Below are 21,282 nucleotides of genomic sequence, written 5' to 3'. Positions count from 1 at the left end.
GGGGCGCCACGACAAGAACCCACCTGAAGAGGACCCGAGCGTGAATGCCCCTCAGCATCTCGCCACCCCCACGCCGCTGCAGATCGCCCGCGAGCTGGCCACAGGCTTCGCCCTCAGCGCCGCCGAACGCGACGCACACGGCGGCACCCCCAAGGCCGAGCGCGACGCCATCCGCCAGAGCGGCCTGCTGTCGCTGGTGATCCCCGGCGAATACGGCGGCCTCGGCGCCGACTGGCAGACCACCCTCGCCGTGGTCCGCGAATTCGCCCGCGTCGACAGCTCCCTCGCCCACGTCTTCGCCTTCCAGCACCTGATGCTGGCCACCGTGCGCCTGTTCTCCCGCCCCGAGCAGTGGCAACCCTGGTTCGAGCTCACCGCGCGCAACCGCTGGTTCTGGGGCAACGCCCTCAACCCGCTGGACACCCGCACCACGGTGCGGCGCTTCAACGGCTACCGCGAGTTCTCCGGCAAGAAGAGCTTCTGCTCCGGCGCCCTGGACTCGCAGATGCTGATCGCCTCCGGCCTGGACGAGGAAAGCGGCAAGCTGCTGATCGCCGCCATCCCCACCGCGCGCAGCGGCATCAGCCTGGCCGAGGACTGGGACAACATGGGCCAGCGCCAGACCGACAGCGGCAGCGCCACCTTCGAACGGGTGCGGGTGGAGGAGAACGAACTGCTGCTGGAGCCCGGCCCGCTGAGCACGCCCTTCGCCTGCCTGCGCCCGCTGATCGCCCAGCTGATCTTCAGCAACATCTTCCTCGGCATCGCCGAAGGCGCCTTCGAGGAAGCCCGCGCCTACACCCTGCGCGAAGCCCGCCCGTGGTTCCGTTCCGGTGTCGAGAGCGCCGGCGAAGACCCCTACGTGCTGGCCCGCTACGGTGACTTCTGGGTCGGCCTGGAAAGCGCCCGAGTCCTGGTCCAGCGCGCCAACCAGCTGCTGGATGCGGCCTGGAACCAGGGCACCGCCCTGGGCGAGGCGCAGCGCGGCGAACTGGCCCTGGCCATCGCCACGGCCAAGGTCGCCACCACGCGCAACGGCCTGGAACTGTGCAACCGCATGTTCGAGGTCACCGGCGCCCGCTCCACCCACGCCGCCCTGCGCCTGGACCGCTACTGGCGCAACCTGCGCACCCAGACCCTGCACGACCCGGTGGACTACAAGGTCCGCGAGCTGGGCGACTGGGCGCTCAACCAGAACCTGCCACAGCCGACCTTCTACTCATGAAAGCACCCCGTCCCAGCGGCTCCGGCCTGCTCACCCTGCCCCCCTCCCCGGCCCTGGCGACCTCGGTTCGCGCCACCGCCCAGGTGTTCGAGGACCCGAAATCCCAGGCCCTGCTGGAACACCTGCAGCAGGTGGCGCCGAGCGAGGCCAGCGTGCTGGTGATCGGCGAGACCGGCACCGGCAAGGAGCTGGTGGCCCGCCACATCCACAACCTCAGCGCCCGCCGAGACGGCCCCTTCGTGGCGGTCAACTGCGGGGCCTTTTCCGAGTCACTGGTGGAGGCCGAGCTGTTCGGCCACGAGAAAGGCGCCTTCACCGGCGCCCTGGCGGCCAAGGCCGGGTGGTTCGAGGCGGCCAACGGCGGGACGCTGTTCCTCGACGAGATCGGCGACCTGCCGATGCCCATCCAGGTGAAGCTGCTGCGGGTGCTGCAGGAGCGCGAAGTGGTGCGCCTGGGCTCGCGCACGCCGATCCCCATCGACGTGCGCGTGCTCGCCGCCACCAACGTGCAGCTGGAGAAGGCGATCAACGCCGGGCACTTTCGCGAGGACCTCTACTACCGCCTCAACGTCGTCAGCCTGGAACTCGTGCCGCTGCGCGAGCGCCCCGGCGACATCCTGCCGCTCACCCGCCACTTCATCGGCGAGTACAGCCGCCGCCTGGGCTACGGCCAGAGCGAACTCAGCCCCGAAGCCGCGCACAAGCTGCGCACCTACTCCTGGCCCGGCAACATCCGCGAGCTGGAGAACGTCATCCACCACACCCTGCTGATCTGCCGCGACGGCGTGATCCAGGCCGACGACCTGCATCTCTCCAACCTGCGCATCGACCGTCCGGAAGAACCGCGCGGCCACGACGGCTCGGCCGAAGCGCAGATGCTCCACGCCTTCCAGCGCCTGTTCGAGGAACAGGGCGGCGACCTGCACCAGAAGGTCGAGGACGCACTCCTGCGCGCCGCCTACCGCCATTGCCACTGCAACCAGGTGCACACCGCCAACCTCCTCGGCCTCAGCCGCAACGTCACCCGCAGCCGCCTGATCGCCATCGGCGAACTGGTGGTCAACCGCCGCGGTGCCGACGCCCGCATCGATGGGGAGCGGGTGGTGCAGTTGACGGTTTGACGGCAAGACAACGCGCCGGATCGTGCATCCGGTGCGTTCTCCTGTTTCGGGAGGGTCCGATCGCGAATGAATTCGCTCCCACAGGAGAAATCCCATGCCCGCCAGCGAGCCCGTCCGGTGGATGGAAAGAGCGCCATCCACCCTGCATCCGCCCCTCAGATCCTCTGTGCGGGTGGCGGCGCTGCGCGACGCTGGGCGAATGAATTCGCCCCTACACAGACACCCGTGCGTGCTGTCGTGGGAGCGGATCCATCCGCGATCGTGGGTGGGCTGAAGCAGGTGGACACGAGGAATGACCTGTAGGGGCGACTTCAGTCGCCAAGCAGCCCGAAGGGCTGCCAAGCCCGGCCCCTTCCTCAGATCACATGCGCCAGGTGCAACTCGGTCAGCGCCTCGGCCTTGAGTCGCGCGAGCTCGGGGTCGCGCCGGTCGCGCGGGCGTGGCAGGGGCACGGCGAGTTCCTGGCGCACAGTGCCCGGGCGGGCGCCCATCACCAGCACGCGGTCGCCCAGGTACAGGGCTTCGTCGATGTCATGGGTGACCAGCAGCAGCGCGATGGCATGGCGCTCGGCCAGTTGCAGCAGCAGGTCCTGCAGCTTCATGCGGGTGAAGGCGTCCACGGCGCTGAAGGGCTCGTCCAGCAGCAGCACGCGGGGTTGCGAGTAGAGCCCGCGGGCGATGGCCACGCGCTGCGCCATGCCGCCGGAAAGCTGCTTGGGCAGCGCCTCGGCGAAGCCCTCCAGGCCCACCTCGCGGATCAGCCGCGCCACGCGCTCGCGGTCATAGCCGTTGTCGTCGGCGAAGCCGATGTTCTGCGCCACGGTGAGCCAGGGCATCAGCCTCGGCTCCTGGAACACGAAGGCCACCTCGCCCTCGCCGCGCAAGGTGCGGCCGACGTAGTCGCGCTCCAGCCCGGCGACGATGCGCAACAGGGTGCTCTTGCCGCAGCCACTGGGGCCGAGCAGGCTCACCACCTCGCGCTCGCGCAGCGTCAGGTGCACGTTCTGCAGCACGGTATGGCCGGCGAACTGCTTGCGCTCGACCTGGATGTCCAGCAATGAGTCATTCATGTTCACCCCTCCCCGCCCTGGCCGGCGAAGGCGTCGCGCCAGGCCAGCAGCCGTGTTTCCAGCGCCGCCAGCAGGCCGTCGCTGAGCTTGCCCAGCAGCGCCAGGACGATGATCGAGGCCAGCACCAGGTCGGGCCGCGAGGTTTCGCGGCCGTCGGTGAGCAGGTAGCCCAGGCCCTTGGTGGCGGCGATCAGCTCGGCGGCGACGAGGAACATCCACGCCAGGCTGAGACCGCTGCGCAGGCCCGTGAACAATCCCGGCAGCGCCGCCGGCAGGAGGATGCGCCGCGCCAGGCGCGCCGGGCCGAAGCCGTACATCTGCCCCACCTCCACCAGCTTGCGGTCGATGTTGCGGATGGCCGCGACCCCGTTGAGGTAGACCGGGAAGAAGGCGCCGATGGCGATCAGCACCACCTTGGAACTCTCGTCGATGCCCAGCCAGAGCAGCAGCAAGGGCACCCAGGCCAGGCTGGGAATGGCGCGCAGGGCGGCGAAGGTGGGTTCGAGGTAAGCCTCGGCCTCGCGGCTCAGGCCGACCCAGGCGGCGACACCCAGCGCCAGCACGGCGCCGATGGCGAAGCCCGCCGCCACCCGCGCCAGGCTGACGCCGATATGGGTCCAGAGGGAACCGCCGGCGAGGTCGCGCAGGGTGAGGAAGATCTCGCTGGGCGCGGGCATCTGGTAGGACGGCACCCAGCCGATGCGCACCAGCACTTCCAGCAGGGCGAGGGCCAGCAGCGGGATCGCCAGGCCCTTGAGACGGCGCCGCAGCGCAACGCCGGAGAAGGTCGGTTTCCAGGTGCCGACGGGGTTCGCCGGCAGGGTCTTGCTCTTGCTGTTCATGTCTCTGCTCCCGGCGCCGGGGTGGTCCCGCGTGCGCCAATGCCGGGGTCGCTTGCGCGAGCCCCGGCGGACCTGCGAATCACTGCCTGGCGATGGCCTGGGCGCTGAAGGCCGGGTCGATCAGCTGGTCCACCACCTGCTCGACCTGCACGCCACGGCGCACCAGCTCCTCGGTCACCAGGATCGGCGCGGCGGCCTTGAGCGCGGCGATGTGCTCCGGGCCCGGCTGGGCATTGGAGAAATCGGTGCGCGACAGTTGCAGGCGCGCCACCTCCAGCGGCAGGCCGGATTCCCTGGCCAGCAGCTGGGCCAGCTCCTCGGGGTTCTCGCGGGCCCACTTGCGCGCCTTCTCGTAGGCACCCAGCACGGTGGCGATGGCCTGCGGGTGTTCCTTGGCGAAGCGCTCGGTGACGCTGAGCACGCCATAGCTGTTGAAGGCGACGTTGCGGTAGAGGATGCTCGAGCCGGCCTGGACCTGGCTGGCGGCCAGGTGCGGGTCGAGGCCCGCCCAGGCGTCGACGTCGCCCTTCTCCAGGGCCACGCGGCCATCCGGGTGCTGCAGGTGCACCAACTCGACGTCGTCCTTGCTCAACCCGGCCTGTTCCAGGCTGCGCAGGGTGAAGAGGTAGGGGTCGGTGCCCTTGGTGGCGGCGATCTTCTTGCCCTTGAGGTCGGCGACGCTCTGGATGGGCGAGTCCTTGCGCACGGCCAGCGCGGTCCATTCCGGGCGGCTGGCGATGTACACCGTCTTGATCGGGCTGCCGTTGGCGCGGCTGAGCACGGCGGCGAGGCCGGCGGTGGAGGCGAAGTCGATGCTGCCGCCGTTGAGGTACTCCAGCGAACGGTTGCTGCCCTGGCTCAGCACCCAGCTGACCTTTGTGCCGGCGCCCACGGTCTGCTCCAGCCACCCGAAGTGCTTGAGCACCAGGCTGGTGGGCGAGTAGTAGGCGTAGTCGAGGCGCAGCTCCTTGGGCAGCGCTTCGGCCTGGGCGGCGGATGTGCCGAACGCGAGGACCGCCGAGGCGCCGAGCAGGCCGAACAAGCGGGCCAGTTTGCCGGGCGTGCGGGCCCGCGAGGTGAAGGTGTGCATGGTGTCGCTCCTTGCCGCTGGATGGGTGGGCCTGGCGCGCCGTGCTTATTCTTTCGAGTAAGGTCCGGCTGCGCTTTCGCTTTCTGCAAGGAATATTGCAGCACTCGTGCCAGCAGGCCGGGCGCCCGCCCCACAGGGCTTTGCGCCCTCCTCCCCGGCATTCCACTGTCGCTGCAGCGACAGCCTGCTGATCAAGTGTTCACCCAGCAACAGTTGCCCATTTTACTTATGCGCCCTGGTTATCAGGGCATTGCCATTCATTCCTTTATCCAGGGGTCGGGGCCATGTTTAGCTGACCCGGCAGCAACAGCGACGGCCGCAGAGCGAAAAATCACGTCCAGGCGACGATTGCCCGTTCCTCCACAGGCCCTGCAACTGGTACAACAAGGGCGCGGCCTCGCCAGTGCCGCGCATCACCGAGAGATACGCGTCATCCATGTCAGGCCAGCACGATAGCCACCCGCCCTACCCGCCCCAGCTGGATCAGCCGGTGCGGCTGACCCCCGGCGAATTGCTGGCGTCCCTCGAAGCGACGATGAAGGACCACCGGGGTGGGCCGGTCTGGCTGTTCGCCTACGGTTCGCTGATCTGGCGGCCGGAATGCCCGACAGAGGAAACCCGGCGTGCGCGCATCCACGGCTATCACCGCGGGCTCTACCTCTGGTCGCAGATCCACCGTGGCACCCCGGAATCCCCGGGCCTGGTGCTGGGCCTGGATCGCGGCGGCTCCTGCGCGGGCTTCGCTTACCGCCTGCCCGACGAGCAGTTGCACGAACACCTCTTCGCCCTCTGGCAACGCGAGATGCCCGACGCCGGCTACGAGCCGCGCTGGCTCAGCTGCCACCTGGCCGATGGGCAGCGCGTGCAGGCGCTGGGCTTCGTGCTGCGGCGCAACCTTCCCTGCTACGCCGGCGCCCTGCCGGACCACGTGCTCACCCAGGTATTCGCCGGGGCCTGCGGGCACTACGGCACCACCCGTGACTACGTGGAAAAGACCGTCAACAGCCTGCGGGCCCATGCGATGCCGGACCGCAAGCTGGAGGCGGCGTTGATGAGGTGCTGCAAGCAGGGCAGCCTGAGCCTGGGGTGATTCACCGTGGGATGGGTCCGCAAAGCCCATCCATGCGAGGCCCCGGCATCAGCGTGTGGCGATCCCGACTCCGCCTGGTGGATGAAAAAAAGCGCCACCCCACCCTGCACAGCGGGACGGTGGGTGCCATGCATGGCACCCACCGTTTCGCGATCAGGCGAAGACGAAGTACTTGCGCACCGTCTCCACCACTTCCCAGGTGCCCTTCATGCCCGGCTCGATGACGAACACATCGCCGCCGCGCAGGCGCACCGGCGCCTCGCCTTCGGGGGTGATGATGCAGTAGCCCTCGAGGAAGTGGCAGAACTCCCACTTCTCGTAGTTCACCTCGAATTTGCCGGGGGTGCAGATCCAGGTGCCCATGATCTTGCTGCCGTCGGCTGAGAGGTAGGCGTTGAGGTTGACCGTGTGCGGGTCGCCGCCGATGCGTTTCCACTTGGTGGCGTCGACCACGGGGACGGGGCAGGTTTCACGCAGGACGGTGATGAAATCGGACATGTGAGCTCCAGGCTTGGCGGAATCGAGCGGCCACCATAGGCAAGCCGGCGGGCCGGGGCTTGCCTGGAACCGCCACCCGGGTGTCCAGAAGCGCAGCCGCTGTTTTCTCCTGTCTCCCCGATGCGAGTGAATTGGCTCTGTCTGCGTTGAGTGTTGCTGGAAGGTTTCGAGTGCAGTTGATTGCCGAGCTTTGCTGATGTTTCTGGTTTCGCCCCCCCGGGCGAGTCCCTTTTTTCAGTCGCCAAAAAAAGGAACCAAAAACGCTTGCCCCTGCATACGGGTCTGGCTGAAGCCAGACTTCCCTCGCTCCATCATCGTTTCAAGGGCACGGCGTAACGGGCCATCCATGGCCCGGTACGCCTTTCGCGACATCCATGTCGCTCAACCCCTGAAACGATGATTGCGCTCGGCCTCCTGAAAGGGGCGTTTGGCGGCTGCTCCAGCTCTGACGCTCGATACTTCACATTGATATGCGCATCACCACCCGGTGGACGCCGTGGCTGGCGGCTTTCGTAGGATGGTGTAGAGCGAAGCGAAACCCATGCGGTGGGTGTGCCAGGAATCCAGAGTCGTCCTGTTGAATCCACACAGCTAACGCAGTCAGAGCCAATTCATTCGCCCACTGTCTATCGCCAACCCGTGGGAGCGAATTCATTCGCGAAAGGGCCGCACAGCGGCCCCATTGCCAGCACGGTTGGCGGCTTTCGTAGGAGGGTGTAGAGCGAAGCGAAACCCATGCGGTGGGTGTGCCAGGAATCCAGAATCCCCCTGAAAGAGCCGCTGAGCCTTTTCTTGAATCCACAACAGCAAACGCAGACAGAGCCAATGAAGTCGCGCCCACCAGGCGTCACGCATGCAGGCCGGGTGCGACCCGACGCCGCCGCGCATCGGGTCACGCGGGTTCCACCCGCCCTGGGGGCGATCAGAGGAACATGCCGCCCGAGGCTTCGATGCGCTGGCCGGTGATCCAGCGGCCACCGTCGGAAAGGAGCATGGCGATGGCGCCGCCGATGTCATCCGGCAGGCCGACGCGGCCCAGGGCGGTGTTGCCGGCGATGAAGTCGTTGACCTGGCTGTTGTCGCGCACCACGCCGCCGCCGAAGTCGGTCTCGATGGCGCCGGGTGCCAGCACGTTGACGGTGATGCCGCGCGGGCCCAGCTCCCTGGCCAGGTAGCGGGTCCACACCTCGATGCCGCCCTTCATCGCCGCGTAGGCGCCGTAGCCCGGCAGGGAGAAGCGCGCCAGCCCGGTGGAGACGTTGAGGATGCGCCCGCCGTCGGCCAGCACCGGCAGCAGCTTCTGGGTGAGGAAGAACGGCCCCTTGAGCTGGATGTTCACCAGGGTGTCGAACTGCTCCTCGGTGGTCTCGGCGCAGCTGGCGTGGATGCCGATGCCGGCGTTGTTCACCAAAAAATCGAAGGTCTCGCGGCCGAAGTCCCGCTGCAGGGTCTCGCCCACCTGCGCGGCGAAGGCGCCGAAGCCCGAGCTGTCGCTCACGTCCAGGCGCAGCATGCGGGCGCGGCCGCCTAGGCGTTCCACTTCGCGGGCCACCGCCTGGGCCTCGTCCGCCTGGCTGTGGTAGGTGCCGATGATGTCGACGCCCTGGGCCGCCAGGTGCAGCGCCGCGTTCTTGCCAAGGCCACGGCTGGCGCCGGTGATGAGTGCGATCTTGCGAGTCATGGGGGTGCTCCTGGATGGGTGGGAAGTGGAGCCAGCTTATTGTCCGACCGAATACTGATAAACGCCGTGAAATCGGAAATACTGATCGCCCCAACCGAACAAATGGACGCGCGCCATGAACAAGCTCGAGCTGTTGCGCACCTTCGCCCGGGTCACCGAGCTGTCCAGCTTCACCCAGGCCGGGGAAAGCCTCGGCCTGCCTCGCTCCAGCGTCTCCGAACAGGTGCAGGCGCTGGAGCAGTTGCTGGGCGCGCGCCTGCTGCAACGCACCACGCGCAAGGTGCAGGCGACCCAGGACGGCCTGGCGCTGTATGAACGCAGCAAGGCGCTGCTGGCGCAGATGGACGAGCTGGAAGGCATGTTCCGCCAGGACGGCGAAGTGCTCGCCGGGCGCCTGCGGGTGGACATGCCCAGCCGCATCGCGCGGCAGGTGGTGATGCCGCACCTGGGCGAATTCCTCGACGCCCACCCGGGCCTGGAGCTGGAGCTGAGCGGCACCGACCGCCGCGTCGACCTGGTGCGCGAAGGCTTCGACTGCGTGCTGCGCGCCGGCAACCTGCTGGACGAGACCCTGGTGGCGCGCGCCCTCGGCGCCATGCCCATGGTCAACTGCGCGAGCCCCGAGTACCTGGCCCGCCACGGCACGCCACGCACGCTCGACGACCTCGCCCGGCATCGCCTGGTGCACTACCTGCCGGTGCTCGGCGCACGCCCCGACGGCTTCGAGTACCTGATGGGCGGCAAGGTCCACCGGCTGACCATGGCCGGCAACCTCACGGTGAACAACGCCGATGCCTACGAGGGCGCCTGCCTCGGCGGCCTGGGGCTGATCCAGGCGCCCCGCATGGGCCTGCGCGAGCACCTGGCCAGCGGCGCCCTGGTGGAGCTGCTGCCGGGCTACCCGGCCCCGCCGCTCGCGCTCAACCTCCTCTATGCCCACCGCCACCTGCCCCGTCGCGTGCGGGTGTTCATCGATTGGCTGGAAGGCCTGCTGGAACGGGAGCGCAACCGCTGATGCGCGTCCTCAAATGGCGGATCGCCCGCCGCCGGCAATTTAGGTTGTCCGTTCTAGACCGCAGCGCGGATGCTTCCCCGGCCGATACGCACAACAACAAGGCGCATGCACTGCACCCCAACCCCTGCCTGGTTGAACGGGGCGAGCCCCGGGAGGTTACATGCGACTCCATTGTTTTCTGTTCGGATGCAGCTGGACCGAAGGACACGAAACCGACGTGGGCGCCGAGCCCATGCTCTGCCAGCGCTGCACACGCTGCGGCGCCCATCGCTACGTGAAGCGCGATGCCCCCGAGGAGGAGGCATCGACGGGCTAGCGCTTGTTGAGCAGCCGCGCCAGGCGATCACCACCGAACTGGATCAGGGTCACCAGCACCACCAGCAGGATGATCACCGTGAGCATGATCTGCGTGTCGAAGCGCTGGTAGCCGTAGCGATACGCCAGGTCGCCCAGGCCGCCCGCGCCGATGGCACCGGCCATGGCGGAGGAGTTGATCATGGTCACCAGGGTGATGGTGAAGCCGCCGACGATGCCCGGCCGCGCCTCCGGCAGCAGCACGTTCCAGATGATGTGGCGACGCTGGCAGCCCATGGCCTGGGCTGCTTCCACCAGGCCGAAGTCCACCTCGCGCAGGCTCACCTCGGCGATGCGCGCGAAGAACGGCGTGGCGGCGATGGTCAGCGGCACCACGGCGGCCCAGACGCCGTAGCTGGTGCCGACGATCAGCCGGGTGAAGGGGATCAGCGCCACCATCAGGATCAGGAACGGGATCGAGCGCAGCACGTTGACCACGCTGCCCAGCGAGCGATTGACCAGGCGCGCCTCGAAGATCCCGCCCGGCCCCGTGGTGACCAGCACCAGTGCCAGGGGAATGCCCACCAGGAACACGATCAGCGACGAGGCGCCGATCATCAGCAAAGTGTCGAGGATGCCCTGCAGCAGGCGGTCAAGCATGGGCGACATAGCCGAGCACCTCCGCCTTGTCCGCCAAGTGATGGGCCTGTTCGAGCACCCAGGCACTGCCCTGCCCCACATCGCTGATGCGCACCAGCAGATGCCCCTGGGCGCGGCCCTGGATGCGGTCGATGCCGCCATGCAGCAGGCTCACCCGCGTGCCCAGGGCCTGGGTGATGGCCAGCAGGTCCGGCTCGCGGCCGCTGGCCCCGGTGAAGTGCAGGTCCAGCAGCAGGTCGCCGCCGGCCACCGGCTCGTTGGCCAGGCGGCCTTGCAGGTCGTCCGGCAACTCGTGGCGCAGGGTGCCCAGCAGGGTGCGGGTGACCTCATGTTGCGGGTCGCCGAACACCTGCCAGACCTCGCCCTGCTCCACCACCCGGCCGCGCTCCAGCACCACCACGCGGTCGCAGATCTCGCGGATCACACCCATCTCGTGGGTGATCAGCACGATGGTCAGGCCCAGGCGCTTGTTGATGTCGCGTAGCAGCGCCAGGATCGACTGGGTGCTTTCCGGGTCCAGCGCCGAGGTGGCCTCGTCGCAGAGCAGGATCTGCGGCTGGTGCACCAGCGCACGGGCGATGCCGACGCGCTGCTTCTGCCCGCCGGACAGTTGCGCCGGGTAGGCGTCGCGCTTCTCCGACAGGCCCACCAGGGCCAGCAGCTCGGCGACCTTGCGCTCGATATCGGCCTTGGCCACGCCTGCCACCTTCAGCGGCAGGGCGACGTTCTGCCAGACGGTCTTGGCCGACATCAGGTTGAAGTGCTGGAAGATCATGCCGACGCGGCGGCGCAGCAGCACCAGCTGCTTCTCGTCGAAGGTGCCGATGTCTTCTTCGTCGATCACCACCTGGCCCACCGAGGGCCTCTCCAGGCGGTTTAGGGTGCGGATCAGCGACGACTTGCCGGCGCCGCTGCGACCGATGATGCCGAACACCTCGCCCCGGCGAATTTCCAGGTCGATGCCCTGCAACGCCTGCACCGGCCCCTGGTTGCCCTGGTAGGCCTTGCCCAGCCCCTGCAGGCGGATGTGCGGCAGGTCCAGGCTGATGTTGCGGTTGAAACTGACCATAAGGGCCTCTCTGATTCAAATTGCCGAGTGACGCAAACCTGTAGGGGCGAATGAATTCGCCCCTACAAGGATCAACAGCGTCAGGGCGACCGTCTTCATCCTGTGGGAGCGGATTCATCCGCGATGCAGGCCTCAGGGCTGTCCTGCCGGGGTCACCCTGGGAGCGCTGCGCGCTCCTTTCGCGAATGAATTCGCTCCCACGCCTATCCCTGGGGCGTCACTGCCAGCCGGGCTGGTAGAGCGAGCCATGGGCCTTGTCCAGGGCCGCACGCACCTGCGGCGAGTGCTGGTACAGGTCCACGAACTTGGCCAGGCGGCCGTCGTCCTGGTAATCGCCACGAGTGACGAACTGGATGACGTATTCCTTGTTCTCGATGCCGTCGAAGAGCAGCGCGCTGTTGGGGTCGATCGTGCCGGCCAGGCGGATGTAGTGCGGGTAGCCCTGGGCCAGGTCGACGTCGTCCAGGGCGCGCACCAGCTGCACGGCCTCCAGTTCGATGATGTCGACGTGCCTGGGGTTGTCGACGATGTCGTCCAGGGTCGCCTTGTAGCCCACGCCCTCCTTGAGCTTGAGCAGGCCGGCCTTCTGCAGCAGCTGCAGGCCGCGACCGCCGTTGATGGGGTCGTTGGCGATGGCCACCTTGGCGCCCTCGGGCAGGTCGGCGATGGCCTTGTACTTCTTCGAATACAGGCCGACGTTGTTGATGATCCCGGGGGCGAAGGCTTTCAGCTTGAAACCGCCCTCCTTGTTGGCGTTCTCCAGGAAGGGCGTGTGCTGGAAGTAGTTGGCGTCGATGTCGCCGTTGGCCAGGGTGATGTTCGGCGTGTTCCAGTCGGTGAACTCCACCAGCTCGACCTTGAGGCCCTGCTTGGCGGCCTCTTCCACCGCCACTTCCAGGGGCGGGGCGAAGGCGGCGGTGGTGCCGAGCTTGAGGGGCTGGTCGGCGGCCTGGGCGATGCCGCCGGCCAGCAGCAGGCCGAGGGCCAGGGTCTTGAGGGTGTGCTTGGGCATGGTTTCTATCCTTGGGTAATGGGTTCAGGTCGTGGGAGCGAATTCATTCGCGATGGAAGGCGCAGCCTTCCCCTGGGAGTCCGGGGTCGCCCCTTCGGGCCGATTCGCGAATGAATTCGCTCCCACACGGGCTCCCCGATGGTCCACCGGCAGGTGATCCCCCGCGCCGAACAGCTTGTGGCGCAGGGTGCCTTCGGCGTAGGCGGTCTTGTAGGCGCCACGGGCCTGGAGTTCGGGGATCACCAGGTCGATGAAGTCGGCGTAGCTTTCCGGGGTGACGATGCGGGTGAGGTTGAAGCCGTCCAGCCCGGTCTCGTCGACCCAGGCCAGCAGTTCGTCGGCCACCTGGGTCGGCGAGCCCACCAGCAGGATGTAGCGGCCACCCAGGGCGTGCTGCTCCAGGAGCTGGCGACGGGTCAGGCTGTTTTCGCGCAGCTTGTTGGTGGCCGACTCGATGGCGTTGGTCTTCACCGGGCGGATGGGCTCGTCCAGGCCGTACTCGGCGAAGTCGATGCCCGTGGAGCTGGCGAAGTGGGCGACGCCCGCCTCGGCGCTGGCATGGGCCAGGTACTCGGCGTGCTTGGCGCGGGCCTCGGCCTCGGTGGGCGCGACGATCACGCTGATGCCCATGAACACCTTCACCGCCTGAGGATCACGGCCGGCGGCCACGGCTGCGGCGCGCACCTTGTCCACCTGGGCACGGGTCGCGGCCTTGTTGTTGCCGCTGATGAACACGCACTCGGCGTGCTCGCCGGCAAAACGCAGGCCGCGCGCCGAGGAGCCGGCCTGGAACAGCACCGGCGTGCGCTGCGGCGAGGGTTCGCAGAGGTGGTAGCCCTCGACGTCGTAGAACTCGCCGTGGTGGTGGACCTTGTGCACCTTGTCCGGCTGGGCGTAGATGCGCCGCTGGCGGTCGCCGAGCACCGCGCCCTCCTCCCAGCTGCCCTGCCAGAGCTTGTAGAGCACCTCCAGGTACTCGTCGGCCTGGTCGTAGCGGCGGTCGTGCTCCACCTGCCGGGTCAGGCCCATGGCCCGCGCCGCGCTTTCCAGGTAGCCGGTGACGATGTTCCAGCCCACGCGGCCGTCGCTCAGGTGGTCCAGCGTGCTCATGCGCCGGGCGAACAGGTAGGGCGCGTCGTAGCTGAGGTTGGCGGTGAGACCGAAGCCCAGGTGGCGGGTCGCCCCGGCCATGGCGGAGACCAGCAGCAGCGGGTCGTTGACCGGCAGCTGGATGCTCTCCTTGAGGGTCAGGTCGACGTTGCCCTGGTAGACGTCGTAGACGCCGACGATGTCCGCCAGGAACAGCCCGTCGAACAGCCCGCGCTCCAGCAGCTGCGCCAGCTCCGTCCAGTAGGAGAGCCTGCGGTAGTCCGTGGAGCGGTCGCGCGGGTGGGTCCACAGGCCGTGGTTGATGTGCCCCACGCAGTTCATGTTGAAGGCGTTGAGGAGGATCTGCTTGCGCGCCATCAGATCGTCCCCCGGCGCGGTGGCAGCACGTCGTTGAGGTAGTAGTTGCCCACCGCGTGGTACTTCCAGCGCACCGGGTCGTGCAGGGTGTGCACCCGGGCGTTGCGCCAGTGACGGTCGAGGTTGTGCTCGGCGAGGCTGGCGCGGGTGCCGGCCAGTTCGAACAGCTTGCTGCCGGCACTGAGCGAGACCTCGGTGGTCAGCGCGCGGGCCTCGGCGACGGCGATGGAGGCGGCGGCCACGCTCTCGGCCGTCGGCTCGGCCGTGGCGGCGTCGAGGATGCGCCCGGCGCGGTCGAGGATGGCCTCGGCGGCGTGCAGGCGGATGGCCAGGCGGCCGAACTCGTGGATCGTCAGCGGGTCCTCGCTGGCCTTGTCCACCCCCGAGTCGATCCACGGCCGCGAGCGGGTGCGCACGAACGCCAGGGCGTCCTCGTAGGCTTCGCGGGCGATGCCGGCATCGATGGCGGCGTGGAGGATCTGGGCGAAGGGGCCGACCGTGGTCGGGCGCTCGAAGGCGGCCTGGAACGAGACCACGTCCTCGGCGACCACCGGCACGTTGTCGAAGATCGCGGTGCCGCTGCCGGTGGTGCGCTGGCCGAAGCCGGACCAGTCGTCGACGATCGAAAGCCCCGGCGCGTCGCGTTCGACGAAGGCGAAATGCTGGTGGCCGTCCTCGCCCACCGCCAGGGTCGGCACGCGCTGGGCGTAGAGCGCGCCGGTGCAGTAGAACTTGCGGCCCTGGATGCGGAAGTCATCGCCATCCGCGACCAGTTTGGTGATGCGGTCGTTGGAGGTGCGCGTGCCGATCTCCGCCAGGGCGTTGCCGAAGCGCTCGCCGGCCAGGGCGGCACCGAACAGGCGGCGCTGCTGGGCCTCGCTGCCATTCACCCGCAGCACTTCGAGGGCGTAGAAGTGGTTCTGCGGGATCTGCCCGATGGAGCTGTCGGCGGCGCAGATGATCGCCAGCACGCGGGCCAGGGTGACGCGGGACACGCCGGCGCCGCCGAACTCACGGGGCACGGTGATGCCCCACAGGCCGGAGCGGCTGAAGGTGTCGAGCTCGGCATGGGGCAGGCGCCGTTCGCGGTCGCGCTCGGCGGCGCCGCTGCGGAATTGCCCGGCCAGTTGGCGGGCCACGGCCAGCGCCTCGGCGTCGTCGCGGATGATGGCCACCGCCGGGCCCTGTTGCGGTTGCAGGAGGGTCATGGGCGCTGCCTCATATCCAAGAATGACGCGCCGGGAAGGCGCCATTGAGGTGGTAGTTGCCGACGGCGTGGACCTTCCAGCGCACCGGGTCGTGCAGGGTGTGCACGCGGGCATTGCGCCAGTGGCGGTCGAGGTTGAACTCGGCGAGGGTCGCGCGGCTTCCGGCCAGCTCGAACAGCTTCTCGCTGGCCAGCAGCGCGACCTCGGTGGTGAGCACCTTGGCCTCGGCCACGGCGATGGAGGCGCGCGCGGCGGCCGCGGCGTCGATGGGCGCGGCGGCGACTTCGTCGAGCACCTGGCCGGCGCGTTCCAGCAGTGCGTTGGCGGCGTTCAGCTCGACCTTCAGGCGGCCGATCTCGGCAATGGTGTAGAGCTCCTCGCTGGCCCGCTCGACGCCGGCGTCGACCCAGGGCCGCGAGCGCTCGCGGATGAAGGCGATGGCGTCGTCGATGGCGGCCTCGGCGATGCCGGCGTCGATGGCCGCCTGGATCAGCTGCGACAGCGCGCCCTGGATGCTCGGCACCTCGGCCAGGCGGCCGTTGTGGAACACCAGGTCGTCGGCCACGGGGGCGCGGTCCAGCAGCACGGTGCCGCTGGCGGTGGTGCGCTGGCCGAAGCCGGACCAGTCGTCGACGATGGCAAGCCCCGGCACGCCTCGCTCCACCAGGGAGAGCACGCCGACGCCGCTGTCGTCGATGGCCTTGACCGCCACCCAGTGGGCGAACAGCGCGCCGGTGGAATAGAACTTCTCGCCGCTGACCTCCAGGCCGGCGTCGCCCCGGGTGATGCGCGCCTTGATCTCCAGGGTGTGCCGGGTGTTGCGCTCGGGGCCGGCATTGGCCAGGCGGCGCCCTTCGAGGATGCCGGCGAAGACCTTGCGCTTCTGCGACTCGCTGCCGACGTACTCGATGACGCTGAGCAGGCCGAACTGGTTCTGCGGGATCTGCCCCAGCGCCGGGTCGGCGGCGCAGAGGATGCGGAACACCTCGGCGAGGGTGACGAAGGACACCTCGGCGCCACCGTAGGCGCGCGGGATGCGGATGCCACCCAGGCCGAGCCGGGTGAACAGTTCCAGCTCGCGCCAGGGCAGCAGGCGTTCGCGGTCACGGTGTGCAGCCCCTTCCTTGGCCAGCTTCGCCACTTCGTGGGCGGCGAGCAGGGCCTGGGCATCGTTCTCGATCAGCGCCGCCGGGTGTAGCGGCGGTGCTTCATCACGAAGAACCTTGGGTTCGGTTTCGTTGGTCATGGTGTGGCCTTGGGTTGCGGATTACGCCCCGCGCCGTTCACCCCGGAGGGCGGCCGGCACGGGGCCGGTGAGTCAGAACGCCGGGGCGATCTGGTCCTTGTAGCGGGAGAGGATGAACTGGCGGACCTCCGGCGAATTCAGCGCCTTGGCCAGCTTCTGCACGCCCGGGTCCTCGCGGTTGTCGGGGCGGGCGACGAGGAACTCGGCGTAGAGGTCCTTGCCCTTCTCGACGATCAGCGCGCTGTTGGTGTCGATGCCGGCTTCCAGGGCGTAGTTGGCGAAGACGAAGGCGAGGTCCACCTGGCTCACCGAGCGGGCCAGCAGCGCGCCTTCGAGTTCGCGGATCTTCAGCTTCTTCGGGTTCTCGGCGATGTCGCGCTGGGTGGCCAGGGTGTTGCTCGGGTCCTTCAGCTTGATCAGCCCGGCCTCGTGCAGCAGCACCAGGGCGCGGCCGGTGTTGACCGGGTCGTTGGGGATGGCCACCGAGGCGCCGTCCTTCAGCTCGTCCAGCGACTTGATCTTGGTGGAGTAGGCGCCGAAGGGCTCGATGTGGATGCCCACCACCGGCACCAGGTCGGTGTGGCGGCTCTTGTTGAACTCATCGAGGAACGGGCGGTACTGGTAGTAGTTGGCGTCGAGGTTCTTCTCCGCCAGCTGCACGTTGGGCTGGATGAAGTCGGTGAACACCTTGATGTCCAGGTCGACCCCTTCCTTGGCCAGGGCAGGTTTGACGAATTCGAGGATTTCCGCGTGGGGCACGGGGGTGGCGCCCACCACCAGTTTCTCGCCCGCCTGGGCGGTGAAAGCGACGACGGCGGCCAGTACGGCGATAGCCTTTTTCATGGGTGTTGCTCCTGGGGCAGTGTTGGGTTGGCCGTCGTGGGGCGGACGTGGGGCCGTGTTCGGCAGCGGGACCCGGCTGCCGCGCGGGATAGGGATTCAGCGGCGGCTGTAGCGCACCACCAGGCGGTCGCCGCTCATCTGCAGGGCCTGTACCAGCACCACCAGCAGGGCCACGGTGACCACCATCACGTCGGTCTGGAAACGCTGGTAGCCGAAGCGGATGGCCAGGTCGCCGAGCCCGCCGCCGCCGATCACGCCGGCCATGGCGGTGTAGTCCACCAGCACGATGGCGGTGACGGTGACAGCGGCGATCAGCCCGGTGCGCGCCTCGGGCAGCAGGGTGTGCCAGATGATCTGCCAGGTGCTGGCGCCCATGGACTGGGTGGCCTCCACCAGGCCGCGGTCGACCTCGCGCAGGGCGGTTTCCACCAGGCGGCCGAAGAACGGCGTGCAGCCGGCCACCAGCGGCGGGATGGCCCCGGCAACGCCCAGGGAGGTGCCGGTGAGCAGCGTGGTCAGCGGGATCATCACGATCAGCAGGATGATGAAGGGCAGCGAACGCAGCATGTTCACCAGGGCCGAGGCCAGCCGGTAGAAGCCGGGTTTCTCGTGCAGCTGCTTCTTGCCGGTGAGGTACAGCAGCACGCCCAGCGGCAGGCCCAGCAGCACGGTGAAGCCGAGGGCCAGGGCGAGCATGGTCAGGGTGTCGATGCAGGCCTGGCCGATCTCCACCCAGTCGAGGTTGGCGAGCAGCGCGTTCATGCCTCGCCCCTTCTGCGCAGACGCGCCGCCGGGTGCGGCTCGGCGAGGCGGTCGCCCTGGCCGAACAGCTTGTGGCGCAGGCTGCCGGCTTCGTAGTCGCGCTTGAACAGCCCGCGCGCCTGCAGCTCCGGCACCAGCAGGTCGACGATGTCGACGAAGGTTTCCGGCGCCACGATGCTGGACAGGTTGAAGCCGTCGACGTCGGTCTCCTCGACCCACGCCTGCAGTTCGTCGGCGACGCTCTGCGGCGAGCCCACCAGCAGCGGGCCGTCGCCACCCAGGGCGCAGTAGTCGGCGATCTCGGCGGTGGTCCAGGTGCGGCTCGGGTCGGCGGCGGTGAAGGCGTCCACTGCCGACTGGATGGCGTTGCTCTCGACCTGGCGCAGCACCTGGTCCGGCGCGTACTGGCCGAAGTCGATGCCGGTCCAGCCGGACATCAGGGTCAGCGCGCCGTCCTGGCTGGCGTACTCGCGGTATTCGCGCAGCCGGGCCTGGGCCTCGGCGTCGGTGGGTGCGACGATCACCGTGAGCTGGTTGAACACCAGCAGGTCGCGGCCCTTGCGGCCATGGGCCTCGGCCTGGCGGCGCAGGTCGGCGACCTGGTTGCGCAGGATGTGGCGGGTGGGCGCGGCGACGAACACGCACTCGGCGTTGCCGGCGGCGAAGGCCTTGCCCCGGCTGGAGGCGCCGGCCTGGTAGAGCACCGGGGTGCGCTGCGGCGAGGGCTCGCTGAGGTGGAAGCCGGGCACCTCGAAGTGCGCGCCCTTGTGGGCGATGGGGTGCACCTTGGCCGGGTCGGCGTAGACGCCGCGCTCGGCATCGGCGACCACGGCGTCATCCTCCCAGCTGGCTTCCCAGAGCTTGTAGCAGACCTCCAGGTACTCGGCGGCCAGGGCGTAGCGCTGCTCGTGGTTGAGCTGCTGCTTGAGGCCGATGTTGCGCGCGCCGCTTTCCAGGTAGGAGGTGACGATGTTCCAGCCGGCGCGGCCACGGGTCAGGTGGTCCAGGGTGCTCATGCGCCGGGCGAAGGGGTACGGGTGCTCGAAGGACACCGAGGCGGTGACGCCGAAGCCCAGGTGTTCGGTGGCCGCGGCCATGGCCGGCACCAGTTGCAGCGGGTCGTTGGCCGGCACCTGGGCGGCGTGCTGCAGGGCGTGCTCGGGGCCGCCGTGGTAGACGTCGTAGACGCCCAGCACGTCGGCGATGAACAGGCCGTCGATCTTGCCGCGCTCCAGGGTGCGCGCCAGCTCGATCCAGTAGTGGATGTCGGTGTAGCGCCGCGCCTGGTCGCGCGGGTGGCGCCAGAGGCCCGGGGACAGGTGGCCGACGGTGTTCATGGCGAAGGCGTTGAGGCGGATCTGCTTGCTCATGTGGCGCCTCAGGACCAGTCGTGGCGCGGCGGCTTGACGCCGTTGAGCAGCCAGTTGCCGACGATGTGGTACTTCCAGCGCACCGGGTCGTGCAGGGTGTGCACGCGGGCGTTGCGCCAGTGGCGGTCATGGTTGTGCTGCTGCAGCGTCGAGCGGGTACCGCCCAGTTCGAACAGGCGGTTGGCGGCCTCGATGGCGATCTCGGTGGTCAGCACCTTGGCCTTGGCTACGGCGATGGAGGCCAGGGCGACGTTGTCGGCATCCGGCGCCGGGCGCGCCGCGTCCATCACCTTGCCGGCGCGCTCCAGCAGGGCTTCGGCGGCCTCCAGGCGGATGCCCAGGTTGCCGATCTGGATCAGGGTCAGCGGGTCTTCGCTGGCCTTCTCCACCCCGGCGTCGATCCAGGGGCGGGCGTGCTCGCGGACGAAGGCCAGGGTGTCGCGCAGCGCGGCGCGGGCGATGCCGGCGTCGATGGCGGCGGTGGTGATCTGGGCGAAGGGCCCGGCCAGGGTCGGGCTCTCGTAGGAGCGGTAGGTGGGGAACAGGTGTTCGGCCGGCACCCGCAGGTCCCTGGCCAGCACCGTGCCGCTGGAGGTGTTGCGCTGGCCGATGCTGGACCAGTCGTCGACCACCACCAGCCCCTCGCTGCCACGCTGGACGAAGGCCAGCTGGCCCTTGTCGTCCTCGTCCACGGCCAGCACCGCCAGCCAGTGGGCGTAGAGCGAGCCGGTGCAGTAGCCCTTGCGGCCGTTGATCACATGGGCGTCGCCATCGCGGCGGATGCGCGTCTGGATGTCCTGCACGTTCTTGCCGCCGGTTTCCGACAGGGCGTTGGCGAAGCGGTTGCCCTTGAGCGCCAGGCCGAAGAACACGCGCTTCTGCTCGTAGGTGCCCTGCAGGCGGATGTCTTCCAGCAGGCAGTAGTGGTTCTGCGGGATCTGCCCGAGGGAGGCGTCGGCGGCGGAGATGATGGCGATCACCTCGGCCAGGGTGGCGTAGCTCACCTCCGCGCCACCGAACACCTTGGGCACGGTGATGCCCCAGAGGCCGCTGTTGGAGAAGACGTCCACCACCTCCGGCGGCACCTCGCGGGTACGGTCGCGCTCGGCGTCGCCCTCCAGCAGGAAGGCCGCCACACGGTGGGCGACCTCGATGGCCTCGGCATCGCTGCGGATGATGTGGGCGTCCGGAATGCCCAGGGCATAGGGGGCGGAAATGACGTCTTGGGACATGGCTCTCTGCTCGTGCTGTTGGATCGCGAACACCCGCGACCTTGCTTGCAAAGAGACAAAGCACAAGCCGTGCCTGATTTTTATTTCCTTATAAATCAATGATTTGAATATTCTTCCCAACAGTTTGCGGCTGCCGGAGCAGGCAATCTGTTGGTCAGGTGTTGCTGGAGCAACAGTTGATGAGCGAGAACCTCACCCGTAGGAGCGAGCTCTGCTCGCGAAGCTTTTGTGCGGGGCTGGTGGGCTGAAGCCCACCCTACGACGATGCCACCCGTCTCCAGAGTGTTGCGGAGGCACGCCCGTAGGGTGGATGGCGCTTTTTCCATCCACCAGCGGCGTCCGGCATGACCCCGATTGGTGGACCGATGGAACGGGGTCCACCCTTGTATCTCGACTAAATACCTCCACAGGGGTAATAGTCCCCGACTGATCATCGGGGGAGGGGCTGGAAGTCGTGTCCACCCTTAGGCCTCGAGCCTGCAACGTA

The 21,282-nt window shown here is 68.4% G+C and carries 20 protein-coding genes; 5 read left to right on the top strand and 15 right to left on the bottom strand.

Translation table 11 applies throughout. From position 1 onward, the window contains the following. Positions 1–40 precede the first annotated feature (40 nt). Together WFQ67_RS11170 and WFQ67_RS11165 are read left to right on the top strand one after the other, a co-directional pair. Positions 41–1,225, top strand: a complete 1,185-nt coding sequence (locus tag WFQ67_RS11170; protein ID WP_213625512.1) for an acyl-CoA dehydrogenase family protein — start codon at positions 41–43, stop codon at positions 1,223–1,225. Then, on the top strand, positions 1,222–2,346 hold the full coding sequence (locus WFQ67_RS11165) for a sigma-54 interaction domain-containing protein (protein WP_173179973.1): 1,125 nt from the start codon (positions 1,222–1,224) through the stop codon (positions 2,344–2,346). Before WFQ67_RS11170 ends, WFQ67_RS11165 begins: the two co-directional genes overlap by 4 nt. Positions 2,347–2,702: 356 nt before the next feature. Here the strand turns inward: WFQ67_RS11165 and WFQ67_RS11160 are convergent, their stop codons facing one another. The 3 genes from WFQ67_RS11160 to WFQ67_RS11150 form a co-directional block, all read right to left on the bottom strand. After that, positions 2,703–3,416: an ABC transporter ATP-binding protein gene (locus tag WFQ67_RS11160; RefSeq protein WP_337056897.1), complete on the bottom strand. Its 714-nt coding sequence runs from the start codon at positions 3,414–3,416 to the stop codon at positions 2,703–2,705. A gap of 2 nt (positions 3,417–3,418) precedes the next feature. After that, the gene (locus tag WFQ67_RS11155) at positions 3,419–4,258 is read right to left on the bottom strand and encodes an ABC transporter permease (protein WP_213625515.1); all 840 of its coding nucleotides are present in this window, start codon (positions 4,256–4,258) and stop codon (positions 3,419–3,421) included. A 79-nt stretch (positions 4,259–4,337) separates the two neighbouring features. Next, complete coding sequence (locus WFQ67_RS11150) at positions 4,338–5,348, bottom strand: aliphatic sulfonate ABC transporter substrate-binding protein (protein ID WP_337056896.1); 1,011 nt, start codon at positions 5,346–5,348, stop codon at positions 4,338–4,340. A gap of 436 nt (positions 5,349–5,784) precedes the next feature. Here WFQ67_RS11150 and WFQ67_RS11145 point away from each other — a divergent pair, with 436 nt between their 5' ends. Beyond that, a complete protein-coding gene (locus WFQ67_RS11145) occupies positions 5,785–6,438 on the top strand; it encodes a gamma-glutamylcyclotransferase (RefSeq protein ID WP_337056895.1) in 654 nt (217 codons plus the stop codon). A gap of 153 nt (positions 6,439–6,591) precedes the next feature. Here WFQ67_RS11145 and WFQ67_RS11140 read toward each other — a convergent pair whose 3' ends face one another. Beyond that, on the bottom strand, positions 6,592–6,936 hold the full coding sequence (locus tag WFQ67_RS11140; RefSeq protein WP_337056894.1) for a cupin domain-containing protein: 345 nt from the start codon (positions 6,934–6,936) through the stop codon (positions 6,592–6,594). A 922-nt stretch (positions 6,937–7,858) separates the two neighbouring features. Next, positions 7,859–8,617, bottom strand: a complete 759-nt coding sequence (locus tag WFQ67_RS11135) for an SDR family NAD(P)-dependent oxidoreductase (protein WP_213625518.1) — start codon at positions 8,615–8,617, stop codon at positions 7,859–7,861. Between the two features lie 115 nt (positions 8,618–8,732). Here WFQ67_RS11135 and WFQ67_RS11130 point away from each other — a divergent pair, with 115 nt between their 5' ends. Next, on the top strand, positions 8,733–9,632 hold the full coding sequence (locus WFQ67_RS11130) for a LysR family transcriptional regulator (RefSeq protein WP_213625519.1): 900 nt from the start codon (positions 8,733–8,735) through the stop codon (positions 9,630–9,632). Positions 9,633–9,792: 160 nt separating this feature from the next. Next, positions 9,793–9,948 carry a PSPA7_2676 family Cys-rich small protein gene (locus WFQ67_RS11125; protein WP_280527437.1) on the top strand — a complete coding sequence of 52 codons (156 nt, stop codon included), beginning with the start codon at positions 9,793–9,795 and terminating at the stop codon, positions 9,946–9,948. Here the strand turns inward: WFQ67_RS11125 and WFQ67_RS11120 are convergent. From WFQ67_RS11120 to WFQ67_RS11075, 10 genes are all read right to left on the bottom strand, one after another. Continuing rightward, positions 9,945–10,595, bottom strand: coding sequence for a methionine ABC transporter permease (locus WFQ67_RS11120; RefSeq protein ID WP_111264390.1), 651 nt, complete (start codon positions 10,593–10,595; stop codon positions 9,945–9,947). The two genes, WFQ67_RS11125 and WFQ67_RS11120, sit on opposite strands and share 4 nt — an antisense overlap. Then, a complete protein-coding gene (locus WFQ67_RS11115) occupies positions 10,579–11,655 on the bottom strand; it encodes a methionine ABC transporter ATP-binding protein (protein WP_213625520.1) in 1,077 nt (358 codons plus the stop codon). Before WFQ67_RS11115 ends, WFQ67_RS11120 begins: the two co-directional genes overlap by 17 nt. 217 nt (positions 11,656–11,872) lie before the next feature. Beyond that, positions 11,873–12,667, bottom strand: a complete 795-nt coding sequence (locus tag WFQ67_RS11110; protein WP_213625521.1) for a MetQ/NlpA family ABC transporter substrate-binding protein — start codon at positions 12,665–12,667, stop codon at positions 11,873–11,875. A 24-nt stretch (positions 12,668–12,691) separates the two neighbouring features. Then, entirely contained in the window at positions 12,692–14,134 is a 1,443-nt protein-coding gene (locus tag WFQ67_RS11105) for an LLM class flavin-dependent oxidoreductase (protein WP_213625522.1), read from the bottom strand. Then, positions 14,134–15,342: an SfnB family sulfur acquisition oxidoreductase gene (locus WFQ67_RS11100; RefSeq protein WP_337056893.1), complete on the bottom strand. Its 1,209-nt coding sequence runs from the start codon at positions 15,340–15,342 to the stop codon at positions 14,134–14,136. Before WFQ67_RS11100 ends, WFQ67_RS11105 begins: the two co-directional genes overlap by 1 nt. 10 nt (positions 15,343–15,352) lie before the next feature. After that, on the bottom strand, positions 15,353–16,588 hold the full coding sequence (locus WFQ67_RS11095; RefSeq protein ID WP_337056892.1) for an SfnB family sulfur acquisition oxidoreductase: 1,236 nt from the start codon (positions 16,586–16,588) through the stop codon (positions 15,353–15,355). Positions 16,589–16,660: 72 nt separating this feature from the next. Next, positions 16,661–17,431: a MetQ/NlpA family ABC transporter substrate-binding protein gene (locus tag WFQ67_RS11090; protein ID WP_337056891.1), complete on the bottom strand. Its 771-nt coding sequence runs from the start codon at positions 17,429–17,431 to the stop codon at positions 16,661–16,663. 96 nt (positions 17,432–17,527) lie between these two features. Beyond that, the gene (locus tag WFQ67_RS11085; RefSeq protein WP_173178937.1) at positions 17,528–18,193 is read right to left on the bottom strand and encodes a methionine ABC transporter permease; all 666 of its coding nucleotides are present in this window, start codon (positions 18,191–18,193) and stop codon (positions 17,528–17,530) included. Next, positions 18,190–19,563: an LLM class flavin-dependent oxidoreductase gene (locus tag WFQ67_RS11080; RefSeq protein ID WP_213625525.1), complete on the bottom strand. Its 1,374-nt coding sequence runs from the start codon at positions 19,561–19,563 to the stop codon at positions 18,190–18,192. Before WFQ67_RS11080 ends, WFQ67_RS11085 begins: the two co-directional genes overlap by 4 nt. A gap of 8 nt (positions 19,564–19,571) precedes the next feature. Next, on the bottom strand, positions 19,572–20,795 hold the full coding sequence (locus tag WFQ67_RS11075) for an SfnB family sulfur acquisition oxidoreductase (RefSeq protein WP_213625526.1): 1,224 nt from the start codon (positions 20,793–20,795) through the stop codon (positions 19,572–19,574). Positions 20,796–21,282: the final 487 nt, after the last annotated feature.

It is taken from the genome of Pseudomonas sp. USHLN015, assembly GCF_037153275.1.
Classification (GTDB): Bacteria; Pseudomonadota; Gammaproteobacteria; order Pseudomonadales; family Pseudomonadaceae; genus Metapseudomonas; species Metapseudomonas tohonis.
This window is presented reverse-complemented; position numbering and strand designations above follow the sequence as displayed.

Bases quoted from the DNA above. Each gene is read 5' to 3' on its own strand.
- WFQ67_RS11165 (WP_173179973.1), top strand. From the start codon at position 1,222: ATGAAAGCACCCCGTCCCAGCGGCTCCGGCCTGCTCACCCTGCCCCCC.
- WFQ67_RS11160 (WP_337056897.1), bottom strand. From the start codon at position 3,416: ATGAATGACTCATTGCTGGACATCCAGGTCGAGCGCAAGCAGTTCGCC.
- WFQ67_RS11155 (WP_213625515.1), bottom strand. From the start codon at position 4,258: ATGAACAGCAAGAGCAAGACCCTGCCGGCGAACCCCGTCGGCACCTGG.
- WFQ67_RS11150 (WP_337056896.1), bottom strand. From the start codon at position 5,348: ATGCACACCTTCACCTCGCGGGCCCGCACGCCCGGCAAACTGGCCCGC.
- WFQ67_RS11145 (WP_337056895.1), top strand. From the start codon at position 5,785: ATGTCAGGCCAGCACGATAGCCACCCGCCCTACCCGCCCCAGCTGGAT.
- WFQ67_RS11140 (WP_337056894.1), bottom strand. From the start codon at position 6,936: ATGTCCGATTTCATCACCGTCCTGCGTGAAACCTGCCCCGTCCCCGTG.
- WFQ67_RS11135 (WP_213625518.1), bottom strand. From the start codon at position 8,617: ATGACTCGCAAGATCGCACTCATCACCGGCGCCAGCCGTGGCCTTGGC.
- WFQ67_RS11130 (WP_213625519.1), top strand. From the start codon at position 8,733: ATGAACAAGCTCGAGCTGTTGCGCACCTTCGCCCGGGTCACCGAGCTG.
- WFQ67_RS11125 (WP_280527437.1), top strand. From the start codon at position 9,793: ATGCGACTCCATTGTTTTCTGTTCGGATGCAGCTGGACCGAAGGACAC.
- WFQ67_RS11120 (WP_111264390.1), bottom strand. From the start codon at position 10,595: ATGTCGCCCATGCTTGACCGCCTGCTGCAGGGCATCCTCGACACTTTG.
- WFQ67_RS11115 (WP_213625520.1), bottom strand. From the start codon at position 11,655: ATGGTCAGTTTCAACCGCAACATCAGCCTGGACCTGCCGCACATCCGC.
- WFQ67_RS11110 (WP_213625521.1), bottom strand. From the start codon at position 12,667: ATGCCCAAGCACACCCTCAAGACCCTGGCCCTCGGCCTGCTGCTGGCC.
- WFQ67_RS11105 (WP_213625522.1), bottom strand. From the start codon at position 14,134: ATGGCGCGCAAGCAGATCCTCCTCAACGCCTTCAACATGAACTGCGTG.
- WFQ67_RS11100 (WP_337056893.1), bottom strand. From the start codon at position 15,342: ATGACCCTCCTGCAACCGCAACAGGGCCCGGCGGTGGCCATCATCCGC.
- WFQ67_RS11095 (WP_337056892.1), bottom strand. From the start codon at position 16,588: ATGACCAACGAAACCGAACCCAAGGTTCTTCGTGATGAAGCACCGCCG.
- WFQ67_RS11090 (WP_337056891.1), bottom strand. From the start codon at position 17,431: ATGAAAAAGGCTATCGCCGTACTGGCCGCCGTCGTCGCTTTCACCGCC.
- WFQ67_RS11085 (WP_173178937.1), bottom strand. From the start codon at position 18,193: ATGAACGCGCTGCTCGCCAACCTCGACTGGGTGGAGATCGGCCAGGCC.
- WFQ67_RS11080 (WP_213625525.1), bottom strand. From the start codon at position 19,563: ATGAGCAAGCAGATCCGCCTCAACGCCTTCGCCATGAACACCGTCGGC.
- WFQ67_RS11075 (WP_213625526.1), bottom strand. From the start codon at position 20,795: ATGTCCCAAGACGTCATTTCCGCCCCCTATGCCCTGGGCATTCCGGAC.